Raw genomic sequence first — 11,356 nt, 5'->3', positions numbered from 1 at the left:
CCCCCCCCCCCCCCCCATCCCCCCCCCCCCCCCCCCCCCCCCCCTCCCCCCCCCCCCCCCCCCCCCCCCCCCCCCCCCCCCCCCCCCCCCTCCTACAAGGGTTAGGCGATTTCGCCGACTGCCCGGTAAGCCTCATCAATCGCCGCATGGGCATACGCGCTCCATGCGGCATCCGAGTTGGCGATGCTCACATGCCCCAGCGGTTTTTTCGCCAGTTTCATCCACGCTTCGGTCTGATCCGCATCGTCATACAAACTGTTGGAGAAGCTCGCATAACCGTGTGACCAGCGGTTGACAGTGATCGCCAGAATATCGCGCTCATGGTTGAAACCGCCCGGGCCCAGCATGCGCTGCAACTGGTCGCGCAGCTGTGCTTCCAGTTGCTCGAAGGTCTGCCCATATAACTTGCCCCGCCCGGCGCGGGCCTGGTCACGGGCGTTCATGCCGCTGTTGGGGCTGGTGGGCACGTAGACCATGTGCAAGCCGATCGGCTGCGTCGGGTCGCGGGGGTGGTCGTAGCCGCCCATGCTCACCGGGTAATCCAGCTTGATCCGGCTGTAGGGCTGGGTCGCCGCGTAAATTTCATGCACCCCCAGTTTCTGGAACGACTGCCAATTGCGGATCACCACCTTGGTGTACACCAGCGGGTATTTCACGTTCTGGCTCAGGGCTTGGGCCTGGGGCGCCGGCAAATCCTTGAGCAGGTAGGGGATCATCATGTTGTAGCAGGCCAGGATGCAGCGTTTGCCGCGCACCTGTGCGAGTTGCCCACCACGGCTGTAGCCGATATGCACGCCATCGCCGACGTTGCGCACGCTGACGGCGGTGCTGTTCAAGCGCAACCGCACGGGCGCCTTGGGCTGGTCCAGCTTGGCGTAGTCAAAGGCCGCCAGCACGATATCGTCCATGGTGTGCCCCGGCGCCACACCCGGGATCAGGCTGCGCACCAGCAAGCGCGCCACCGACGCATTGCCATCCGGGAAGTGATAGATGTAGGGCTCTTCCATTTCCGCAGCGGCTTCTTCGCTGATCGGCGCCAGGTTCATCCCGCCAAAGCCTGGGAAGCCCACGTTGTAGGCGTCAGCCGACGCCACGGCATCAATGCTCAGGGCCATGAAGTCATTGGTACGGCTCTGGAAGTACTTCACCGCACCTTCCGACAAGCCCACGTTTTTCAGCAGAAAATCCCGGTAGCTGGTGGCCGCGAGGTAGCTGACTTTTTCCTCGGCGGTCTTGCCTGGCAGGTAGTCCTTTGGCGCCGTGTGCAGCTCGATCAAGGCCTGGCGATCGGCCTGTGGCAATGGGAAGTCATTGATGAAGTCGCGGAGGGCGCGCGCGTTCAGTTGGTCTGGCGCGATATCGTCGGCCACCATCGGCGTGGGGTCGCCGGTCACCAGCTTGTCTTCGCCGAAGTTTTCCTTGTCGAAGAACACCCCGCGCGACAGCCCCAGGCCCGGATAGAATTGGCGGTCGAAGGCGGTTTCAAAGCGCTTGATGTTCACGCCAAGTTTTTTCAGCAGGCCATTCACTTGCTTGCTGTAGAGATGGTTCGGCGACTGGAACGCCTCGCTGCCGCCGTAGCCGATGATCATGCGACCACCGGCCTGGAATTCATTGCGCTTGGCGTGGCCGCCGAAGTCGTCGTGGTTTTCCAGGATCAGGATCTTCGCCTTGGGGTGCTTCTCGCGGTAGAACCACGCCGCCGACAAACCGCTCAAGCCGCCGCCGACCACCACCAGGTCATAGTCCTCGGTGATCGGCAGTTTCTCGGTATCGAACACCTTCTTTTCCCAGCCCATCTGGTGCGCCACCTCGAACGAGCCGACATGGCTGCCGCGCAGGCCGGTAAGGGCGGGAGGGTAGTAGCGTCCATCGGGCGCGGCTTGCAAGAGTTGCAGCGGGGTCATGCCGGCGGCAACGGTAATGGCGACGCCGTTGAGGAAGTCGCGGCGGGTGATATCCATGGGGAAGAACCTGAATTTTATTGTTATGTGAGCCCGTAGGAGCCCGGCTTGCCGGCGATGGCGTTCGCAAGAACACCACAAGGCTCAAGGGCCTCATCGCCGGCAAGCCGGGCTCCTACAAGGGCGTTTTGCGGGTCAGTGCTTGAACATCACATGGCGAACGGTGGTGTAGTCCTCCAGCCCGTACATGGACATGTCCTTGCCATAGCCCGACAGTTTCTGACCGCCGTGAGGCATTTCGCTGACGAGCATGAAGTGGGTGTTCACCCACGTGCAGCCGTATTGCAGGCGTGCGGCCAAGCGGTGGGCACGGCCGACATCGGCGGTCCAGACGGACGACGCCAAACCGTAGTCCGAATCGTTGGCCCAGCCGAGCACCTGTGCTTCGTCATTGAACTTGGTGACCGACACCACTGGCCCGAACACCTCGCGACGTACGATTTCGTCGTCCTGCTGCGCATCGGCCAACACGGTAGGTTCAAAGAAGAAGCCATTGCCTTCCACCGCCTTGCCCCCGGTGACCAGGCGAATGTGCGGTTGCGCCACCGCGCGCTCGACAAAACCGGCCACGCGGTCGCGGTGTTGCGCGGTGATCAGCGGGCCCAACTCGGTGGCCGGATCATCCTGCAAGCCGTACTGGATGCTGGCTACCGCTGCGCCAAGCTTCTCGACAAACGCGTCGTAGATATCGGCTTGGGCATAGATGCGGCACGCCGCGGTGCAATCCTGGCCGGCGTTGTAGAAACCGAAGGTGCGAATACCTTCCACGGCAGCGTCGATGTCCGCGTCGTTGAAGATGATCACCGGCGCCTTGCCGCCCAGTTCCATGTGCATGCGCTTCACGCTGTCGGCGGTGCTGGAGATGATGTTCGCACCGGTGGCAATGGAGCCGGTCAGCGAAACCATGCGCACTTTCGGGTGGTTCACCAGCGGGCTGCCCACGGTGGGCCCACGGCCGAACACCAGGTTGAGGACGCCGGCCGGGAAGATTTCAGCGGCCAACTCGACCATGCGCAGCGCGGTCAGCGGGGTTTGTTCCGACGGTTTGAGCACCACGGTATTACCGGCTGCGAGGGCGGGGGCGATTTTCCAGGCGACCATCATCAGGGGGTAGTTCCACGGCGCGATGGAGGCGATCACGCCCACCGGGTCGCGGCGGATCATCGAGGTGTGCCCCGGCAGGTATTCGCCCCCGGCCGAGCCACTCATGCAACGGCTGGCGCCGGCGAAGAAGCGGAACACGTCGGCAATTGCCGGGATCTCATCGTTCAGCGCGGCGCTGTAGGGCTTGCCGCAGTTGTCCGACTCCAGCTTGGCCAGCTCTTCGCCGTGGGCTTCGATCACGTCCGCCAGTTTTAGCAGCAGCAGCGAACGGTCCTTGGGCGCGGTTTGCGACCAGCTTTCAAACGCCGCATCGGCAGCACGCACGGCGGCGTCGACCTGGGCTTCGCTGGCTTCGTTGATTTCTACCAGCACACGGCCGAGTGCCGGGTTGAAGACGGCTTGGGCCGGGCCTTCGCCTGCGACCAATTGGCCGTTGATCAGTAATTTGGTTTGCATGGTTCAATCCTCCTCAAAATTCCCTGAAGAAACCGGTTCACCTGTAGGAGCTGGCTTGCCAGCGATGGCGGTTTCAATTGACCCACCGCGATCGCCGGCAAGCCGGCTCCTACAATGACCGTGTTTCAACAGTGGCTATGTGTTGTCCGTTATTTACCGCCACTCCCCGCCACGCTTTCACCGCCGCGTGTCAGGTAATAGGCACCGAGAATCGGGAACATCGTGACCAGCATCACCAGCATCGCCACCACGTTGGTCACCGGCACATCCCGTGGGCGGCTCAGCTGGTTGAGCAGCCACAGCGGCAAGGTGCGCTCGTGGCCGGCGGTGAAGGTGGTGACGATGATTTCGTCGAACGACAGCGCAAAGGCGAGCATGCCGCCGGCCAGCAGTGCCGAGCCCAGGTTGGGCATGATGATGTAGCGGAAGGTCTGCCAGCCGTCGGCGCCCAGGTCCATCGAGGCTTCGATCAGGCTGTGGGAGGTGCGGCGCAAACGCGCGATCACGTTGTTATAGACGATCACCACGCAGAACGTCGCGTGGCCGACGATGATGGTGAACATCCCGGGCTCGATGCCCAGCGTCTTGAACGTTGCCAGCAGCGCGATACCGGTGATGATCCCCGGCAATGCAATCGGCAGGATCAGCATCAGCGACACGCCTTGTTTGCCGAAGAACTCGCGGCGATACAGCGCCGCTGAGGCCAGGGTACCGAGCACCATGGCGATCAGCGTGGCAATCGCCGCGATCTGCAGCGACAACTTGATCGCGTCCAGCACGTCCGGCCGGGCGAAGGCCACGCTGAACCACTTCAGGGTGAAGCCCTGGGGCGGAAAGCTGAACGCGGCTTCTTCGGTGTTGAAGGCGTAGAGGAAGATGATCAGGATCGGGAAGTGCAAGAACACCAAGCCGCCCCAGGCTGCGATCTTCAAGCCTAATGATGATTTCTCAGAGTGCATCGAAGGCCCCCAGGCGTTTGACGATGGAGAGGTAAACCGCGATCAGCACGATGGGCACCAGGGTGAACGCCGCGGCCATGGGCATGTTGCCGATGGCGCCTTGCTGGGCGTACACCATGCCGCCGACGAAGTAACCCGGCGGGCCGACCAGCTGCGGCACGATGAAGTCGCCCAGGGTCAGCGAGAAGGTGAAGATCGAACCGGCCGCAATCCCCGGCACTGACAGCGGCAGAATCACCTGCATGAAGGTTTGGCGCGGCTTGGCGCCGAGGTCCGCCGACGCTTGCAACAGTGAAGGCGGCAAACGCTCCAGCGAGGCCTGGATCGGCAAAATCATGAACGGCAGCCAGATGTAGACGAACACCATGAACCGCCCCAGGTGCGAAGTGCTCAAGGTACTACCGCCTACACCCGGAATGCCCAGCACGAACTGCAACACCGGCTCCAGGCCCAGGTGCTGCACGAACCACTGCGCCACGCCGCCTTTGGCCAGCAGCAAGGTCCAGGCGTAGGCCTTGACGATATAGCTGGCCCACATCGGCATCATCACCGCGATGTAGAAAAACGCCTTGGTCTTGCCCGTGGTGTAGCGCGCCATGTAGTAGGCGATCGGGAAGGCGACCACGGCGCTGGCGATCGATACCACAATCGCCATGCTCAAGGTGCGTACGATGATGTCGAAGTTCGACGGCTGGAACAGCGCGGCGAAGTTGGCCAGGGTCAGGTCCGGCGTGACCGCCATGGTGAAGTCGTCGAAGGTGTAGAAACCTTGCCACAGCAGGGTCAGCAACGAGCCCAGGTAGATCGCGCCGAACCAGATCAGCGGCGGCACCAGCAACATCGCCAGGTACAGGTTGGGCTTGCGGTACAGCAGGTTGGAAAACCTGCGCATCGGCGGTTGGGAAAGGGCCAGGCTCATGTCACACCTCGCCTGCGCTGTCGGTCAGGGGCGTCATCGCTTCCCGTGCCCAGCGTGCAGTGATGGACTGGCCCACCTGGTAGCCGCTGCTGGTGTCCAGCCACTGGTTGTTGGCCTGGCTGATGTTCAGCGCCTGGCCGTTTTCCAGCTTGAGTTCATAGCGGGTGGCGCTGCCTTGGTACTGGATGTCATGCAGCAGGCCGCTGACTTCCACCTCACCAGCGCCCAGCGCGCCTTCGGCAAAGCGCACGTGTTCCGGGCGGATCGAGAAGGCTTGCGCGCTGCCGCTGAGGCGTTGCGCCAGCTCGCCGCGAATCACGTTGGAGGTGCCGACGAACTCGGCCACGAACGCGGTGGCGGGCTTCATGTACAGGTTGCGCGGGGTGTCGACTTGCTCGATGCGGCCCTTGTTGAACACCGCCACGCGGTCGGACATCGACAGCGCTTCGGTCTGGTCGTGGGTTACGAAAATAAAGGTGATACCGAGCTGGCGCTGCAGCTTTTTCAGCTCGCTTTGCATTTGTTCGCGCAGCTTGAGGTCGAGGGCGCCCAACGGCTCATCCAGCAGCAACACCCGTGGACGATTGACCAGGGCGCGGGCCAGGGCGACCCGTTGGCGTTGGCCACCAGACAGTTGCACCGGCTTGCGGTCGCCGTAGCCACCGAGGGCGACCATGCCGAGGGCTTCTTCGGCGCGGTTCAGGCGTTCGGTCTTGCCGATGCCCTTGACCTTGAGGCCGTAGGCCACGTTGTCGCGCACGTTCATGTGGGGGAACAGCGCGTAATCCTGGAACACGGTGTTCACGTCACGCTGGTACGGCGGCAAGCCCGCGGCTTCCTCGCCATGAATACGGATCGAGCCTGCGCTCGGTTGCTCGAAACCGGCAATCAGGCGCAGGCACGTGGTCTTGCCGGAGCCGGAAGGGCCGAGCATGGAAAAGAACTCGCCGTCCTGGATATCGATGGAAACCCGGTCAACGGCTTTCACTTCGCCGAACTGACGGGAAACGTGGGTGAATTGGACTGCAAGCGTCATGGTGCGGTGCTCCAAAAAGGCGCGGGTCGTCGCAGCGGCCCGGCCTGGACTTCTGAAAAAACAAAATCTGTAATCGCAACTCAAATATGGGTGCTTTTCTGTGGGAGCCGGGCTTGCCCGCGATGCAGGCGCCTCGGTGTGTCTGTTACACCGAGGTGATGCCATCGCAGGCAAGCCAGCTCCCACAGAAGCCAGCCTCCACAAGGGAGGCTGGCGGTCAGCGGCCGCCCATGATCGCGATGTAATCCTGGGTCCAGCGGCTGTACGGCACGAACTTGCCGCCTTCAGCCTGCGGGGTTTTCCAGAAAGCGATCTTGTCGAACTGGTCGAAACCGTTGGTCTTGCAGCCTTCGGCGCCCAGCAGTTCGCTTTCCTTGCAGGCCGCCGGTACCGCTGGCAACGAGCCGAACCAGGCCGCGACGTCGCCCTGGACTTTCGGTTGCAGCGACCAGTCCATCCACTTGTAGGCGCAGTTCGGGTGCTTGGCATCGGTGTGCAGCATGGTGGTGTCCGCCCAGCCGGTGGCGCCTTCCTTCGGAATGGTCGAGGCAATCGGCTGCTTCTCGTTGACCAGGCCGTTGACCTGGTACGGCCAGGCGCTGGAGGCCACCACGCCTTCATTTTTGAAGTCGCTCATTTGCACGGTGGTGTCGTGCCAGTAGCGGTGGATCAACGGCTGCTGGGCACGCAGCAGTTCAAGCACGGCCTTGTACTGGGTTTCGGTCAGTTCATAGGGGTTCTGGATACCCAGCTCCGGCTTGGTACTCTTGAGGTACAGCGCCGCATCAGCGATGTAGATCGGGCCGTCATAGGCCTGCACGCGACCTTTGTTCGGCTTGCCGTCCGGCAGGTTCTGCGCGTCGAAAATCACATTCCAGCTGGTGGGGGCGGTCTTGAACACGTTGGTGTTGTACATCAACACGTTCGGGCCCCACTGGTACGGGGTGCCATAGGTTTGCTGGCCGACCACGTACCACGGTGCATCCTTGAGGCGCGGGTCGATGTTCTTCCAGTTGGGGATCAGCGCCGTGTTGATCGGCTGCACACGCTTGCCACCGATCAAACGCAACGACGCGTCGCCCGAAGCGGTGACCAGGTCATAACCGCCCTTGGCCATCAGGCTGACCATTTCGTCAGAGGTGGCGGCGGTTTTCACATTGACCTTGCAGCCGGTTTCCTTCTCGAACCCGGTGACCCAGTCGTAGGCCTTGTCGCTGTCGCCACGTTCGATGTAGCCGGGCCAGGCGACGATATCCAGTTGGCCTTCGCCAGCGCCGACCGCCTTGAGCGGTTCGGCGGCCTGGAGGCTGGCGCTGGCCAGCAGCGCGGTGGTCAGGGCACTGAGCAGTGCGGTCTTGTGCGCAGACATGGGGATTCCCTCTTCTTTAATTATGGTCGGGGCAGTGTGTGAAGCCGTGACGCATGAGCTTAGTTGTTGTTTTAAAGATGCTGGCCGTGGCGGGCCATGATGTGCCGCACCACGCTGTAGTCCTGTAGCGAATCGCTGGACAGATCTTTCCCGTACCCCGAGCGCTTCAAGCCGCCGTGGGGCATTTCGCTGACCAGCATGAAATGGCTGTTGATCCAGGTGCAGCCGTATTGCAGGCGTGCGGCCACTTGCATGGCCTTGTCCAGGTTCTGGGTCCACACCGACGAGGCCAGTCCGTATTCGGAGTCGTTGGCCCAGTCCACGGCTTGTTCCAGCTCGTCGAAGCGGGTCACGGTGACCACCGGGCCGAACACTTCGCGCTGCACGATTTCATCGTTCTGCTTGCACCCGGCCAGCAGGGTCGGCTGGTAATAGAAGCCCGCGCCCGAATGCACGGCGGCGCCGGTGATGCGTTCGATATGCGGCTGGCCGAGGGCGCGTTCGACAAAACTGGCCACGCGGTCGCGCTGGCGTGTGCTGATCAGCGGGCCCAGTTCGTTGTCGGCGTCGCGTTTGCCGGCAAAGCGCAGGCTGCTCACGGCGGCGCCGAGTTCGGCGACCAATTTGTCGTGGATACCCGCCTGGGCGTAGATGCGGCACGCGGCGGTGCAGTCCTGGCCGGCGTTGTAATAACCGTAGGCGCGCACGCCCTCGACCACAGCTTGCAGGTCGGCATCGTTGCACACGATCACCGGGGCCTTGCCGCCCAGTTCCAGGTGCGTACGTTTAAGGGTTTTGGACGCGGCTTGCAGGATCTTCTGCCCGGTGACGATATCGCCGGTCAGCGAGACCATGCGCACTTTGGCGTGGCTCACCAGATGGCTGCCGACGCCTTCGCCGCCGCCACACAGAATGTTGATCACGCCGCGCGGCAACAGCTCTTTAAGGGCGGGGGCCAGGGCCAGGATCGACAGCGGCGTATGTTCCGACGGCTTGAACACCAGGGTATTGCCGGCGGCCAGGGCCGGCGCGATCTTCCACGCGGCCATCATCAACGGGTAGTTCCACGGCGCAATCGACGCCACCACCCCGATAGGATCGCGGCGCACCATGCTGGTGTAGCCCGGCAGGTATTCGCCGCTCAGTTGCCCGGTCTGGCAGCGCACGGCGCCGGCGAAAAAGCGGAACACGTCGACGGTGGCGCTCAGGTCATCCTGGCGCGCCAGGTGCAACGGCTTGCCACAGTTCAGGGATTCCAGGCGGGCTAAATAGTCGGCTTGTTTTTCGATGGCGTCGGCGATGCCGAGCAGGATGTTCGAACGTTGTTGGGGCGTGGTGCGCGACCAGCCGGCAAAGGCGCGGTGGGCGGCGAGGATCGCGGTTTCCACCTGTTCGGTGCTGGCTTCGGCAATCTGGGTGAGGACTTCACCGGTGGCCGGGTTGAGGATCGGCTCGGCAAAGCCCTGGCCCTGGACCAGTTCGCCGTCGATCAGCAACGCAGTGAGCAGCGGGGTGGGCGCGCCGGACATTTTTCGCGATCTCTTTTCTTGTATGGCCATGGGCGTTCTCTTACGAGCGCCTGACCTTTCTCTTATGGGATAAGCAGAGACTAGAGGTCAGGCGCGAGGTCAACAAATACTAAATACTGAATGCAGCATTCGATTAAATAGATGGCTTGCGTGGGTGCGGCTGTTCGCGGGCCACCGTCAGGAACGGGTCTACCAGTGCCGGTCGCGCAGTGCCACGGCGCCAGGCCAGGCCCACGTCGAGGGTCTGGCTGAGGTCGGCAATCGGTCGCGCTTCAATGATGTCCCCCTCCAGCGACCACGGGCGGTAGGTCATGTCCGGCTGGATCGACACGCCAAGCCCTGCCGCCACCAGGCTTCGCACGGCTTCGGTAGAGGCGGTACGCAACGTGACGCGCGGTTGCAGGCCGGCGCCGGCCCACATGCGCTGGGCGTTATGGCCCATTTCGTCGACGTTCAGCTGGATCAGCGGCTCGCGGGCGACGTCGGCCAGGTTGATGCTGTCGTGTTCCAGCAGCGGGTGCTGCGCCGGCAGCCACAGGCGGTGGGGCGAATGGGTTAGCACTTCGGTCTGCAGGGCGTGGCGGTCTTCGAGGTTGGAGAGGATCAGCACACCCACATCGATTTCGCCGCTGACCAGCAAATGCTCGATATACGGGCGCTCGTCTTCCATCACGCGGATTTCCACATTGGGGTAGGCGCGCTGGAAGCGGGTGAGCAGGTCAGCGAGGTAGTAGCCGGCCACCAGGCTGGTCACGCCGATGATCAACTGCCCGGCGACCTGGTCGGTGCTCTGTTGCAGGCTGCGTTTGGCGTTGTCGACGGTGGCGAGGATCAAGTGCGCCTGGCGCAGGAACTGGTGGCCCTGGTGGGTCAGGGTCATGCCCTTGGCGTGGCGGTTGAACAGGTTGACGCCGATTTCCTGCTCCAGTTGCTGGATCGCCAGGGTCAGGGTCGACTGGGAAATGAAGGCGGTCTGCGCGGCGGCGGAGATCGAGCCTGTCTCGGCCACGGCGATAAAGTGCCGGATTTGACGCAAGGTCATCATGCTGGAATTACCAGTGGGGTATTTTTATAGATTTGTTCGAGTGTATATCGTTTTAATCGAAAGGCCGTGGCGTTACATCTGGAAGCACTCTAGATCGGGGCTTTTTGGCACTTGGTTTTACGCTGGGGGCCTATTAGTCCTACGTACCCAAGTGCCTGGAGGCTCCTTATGAACACCCGTGGATTGCTCGATCAGTTGCTCAAATCCGGTCAGGACATGCTGCAGAACAAGGCCGGGGACTCGCGTAAACAGGAGGATAAAGGCGCCCTTGGCGGCTTGCTCGGCGGTGGCGGGCTGGGCAGCCTGCTCGGCGGCGCCGGTGGCGGGGCCCTGGCGGCGGGCGCCATGGGGCTGCTGCTGGGCAATAAAAAAGCCCGCAAGTTTGGCGGAAAAGCCCTGACCTACGGCGGGCTGGCAGCGCTGGGCGTGATTGCCTACAAGGCCTATGGCAACTGGCAGGCGCAGCAGGCGAATGCGCCGAAGGGCGAGCCGCAGACCCTCGACCGCCTGCCGCCGGCCCAGGTTGAGCAGCACAGCCAGGCGATCCTCAAGGCACTGGTGGCGGCAGCCAAGGCCGACGGCCATGTGGATGAACGTGAACGTGCGCTGATCGAAGGCGAATTCACCAAGCTGGATAACGACCGTGAGCTGCAAAGCTGGCTGCACGCCGAGCTGAACAAGCCCCTGGACCCGGCCGACGTGGCGCGGGCGGCTGGCACCCCGGAAATGGCGGCCGAGATGTACATCGCCAGTGTGATGCTGGTGGACGAGGAGAACTTCATGGAAAAGGCCTACCTCGACGAGCTGGCGCGCCAGCTCAGGCTTGAGCCCGGTCTCAAGACCGAGCTGGAAAAACAGGTGCGCCTGAATCAGTAAACTCAAGACTCGCGCCGATCAAAAATGTGGGAGCGGGGGGGGGGGGGGGGGGGGGGGGGGGGGGGGGGGGGGGGGGGGGGGGGGGGGGGGGGGGGGGGG

The 11,356-nt window shown here is 62.9% G+C and carries 9 protein-coding genes; 1 reads left to right on the top strand and 8 read right to left on the bottom strand.

Features of this window, described 5'->3' with window-relative positions; genetic code table 11:
* Nucleotides 1–101 precede the first annotated feature (101 nt).
* The 8 genes from AC07SU_RS17135 to AC07SU_RS17100 all read right to left on the bottom strand — a co-directional run bounded on the left by AC07SU_RS17135 (nt 102) and on the right by AC07SU_RS17100 (nt 10,381).
* Nucleotides 102–1,964 carry an NAD(P)-binding protein gene (locus tag AC07SU_RS17135; RefSeq protein WP_494997696.1) on the bottom strand — a complete coding sequence of 621 codons (1,863 nt, stop codon included), beginning with the start codon at nt 1,962–1,964 and terminating at the stop codon, nt 102–104.
* Nucleotides 1,965–2,099: 135 nt separating this feature from the next.
* On the bottom strand, nt 2,100–3,524 hold the full coding sequence (locus AC07SU_RS17130) for a gamma-aminobutyraldehyde dehydrogenase (protein WP_494997695.1): 1,425 nt from the start codon (nt 3,522–3,524) through the stop codon (nt 2,100–2,102).
* Nucleotides 3,525–3,673: 149 nt separating this feature from the next.
* The gene (locus AC07SU_RS17125; RefSeq protein ID WP_176994802.1) at nt 3,674–4,483 is read right to left on the bottom strand and encodes an ABC transporter permease; all 810 of its coding nucleotides are present in this window, start codon (nt 4,481–4,483) and stop codon (nt 3,674–3,676) included.
* The gene (locus tag AC07SU_RS17120; protein ID WP_176994801.1) at nt 4,473–5,402 is read right to left on the bottom strand and encodes an ABC transporter permease; all 930 of its coding nucleotides are present in this window, start codon (nt 5,400–5,402) and stop codon (nt 4,473–4,475) included. The genes AC07SU_RS17125 and AC07SU_RS17120 overlap by 11 nt, the downstream gene beginning before the upstream one ends.
* 1 nt (nt 5,403) lies before the next feature.
* Nucleotides 5,404–6,438, bottom strand: a complete 1,035-nt coding sequence (locus AC07SU_RS17115; protein WP_494997694.1) for an ABC transporter ATP-binding protein — start codon at nt 6,436–6,438, stop codon at nt 5,404–5,406.
* A gap of 217 nt (nt 6,439–6,655) precedes the next feature.
* A complete protein-coding gene (gene ydcS, locus AC07SU_RS17110) occupies nt 6,656–7,807 on the bottom strand; it encodes a putative ABC transporter substrate-binding protein YdcS (protein ID WP_176994799.1) in 1,152 nt (383 codons plus the stop codon).
* A 71-nt stretch (nt 7,808–7,878) separates the two neighbouring features.
* Nucleotides 7,879–9,336: a gamma-aminobutyraldehyde dehydrogenase gene (locus AC07SU_RS17105; RefSeq protein WP_178925758.1), complete on the bottom strand. Its 1,458-nt coding sequence runs from the start codon at nt 9,334–9,336 to the stop codon at nt 7,879–7,881.
* A gap of 133 nt (nt 9,337–9,469) precedes the next feature.
* Entirely contained in the window at nt 9,470–10,381 is a 912-nt protein-coding gene (locus AC07SU_RS17100) for a LysR family transcriptional regulator (RefSeq protein ID WP_101267138.1), read from the bottom strand.
* Nucleotides 10,382–10,549: 168 nt separating this feature from the next.
* On the opposite strand from AC07SU_RS17100, the gene AC07SU_RS17095 reads away from it, so the two are divergent.
* Nucleotides 10,550–11,257 carry a tellurite resistance TerB family protein gene (locus AC07SU_RS17095; protein ID WP_176994797.1) on the top strand — a complete coding sequence of 236 codons (708 nt, stop codon included), beginning with the start codon at nt 10,550–10,552 and terminating at the stop codon, nt 11,255–11,257.
* Nucleotides 11,258–11,356: the final 99 nt, after the last annotated feature.

It is taken from the genome of Pseudomonas sp. GW821-FHT05H12 (genome assembly GCF_059419385.1).
This window is presented reverse-complemented; position numbering and strand designations above follow the sequence as displayed.

Bases quoted from the DNA above. Each gene is read 5' to 3' on its own strand.
- AC07SU_RS17095 (WP_176994797.1), top strand. From the start codon at position 10,550: ATGAACACCCGTGGATTGCTCGATCAGTTGCTCAAATCCGGTCAGGAC.
- AC07SU_RS17115 (WP_494997694.1), bottom strand. From the start codon at position 6,438: ATGACGCTTGCAGTCCAATTCACCCACGTTTCCCGTCAGTTCGGCGAA.
- AC07SU_RS17135 (WP_494997696.1), bottom strand. From the start codon at position 1,964: ATGGATATCACCCGCCGCGACTTCCTCAACGGCGTCGCCATTACCGTT.
- AC07SU_RS17100 (WP_101267138.1), bottom strand. From the start codon at position 10,381: ATGATGACCTTGCGTCAAATCCGGCACTTTATCGCCGTGGCCGAGACA.
- ydcS (WP_176994799.1), bottom strand. From the start codon at position 7,807: ATGTCTGCGCACAAGACCGCACTGCTCAGTGCCCTGACCACCGCGCTG.
- AC07SU_RS17105 (WP_178925758.1), bottom strand. From the start codon at position 9,336: ATGTCCGGCGCGCCCACCCCGCTGCTCACTGCGTTGCTGATCGACGGC.
- AC07SU_RS17125 (WP_176994802.1), bottom strand. From the start codon at position 4,483: ATGCACTCTGAGAAATCATCATTAGGCTTGAAGATCGCAGCCTGGGGC.
- AC07SU_RS17120 (WP_176994801.1), bottom strand. From the start codon at position 5,402: ATGAGCCTGGCCCTTTCCCAACCGCCGATGCGCAGGTTTTCCAACCTG.
- AC07SU_RS17130 (WP_494997695.1), bottom strand. From the start codon at position 3,524: ATGCAAACCAAATTACTGATCAACGGCCAATTGGTCGCAGGCGAAGGC.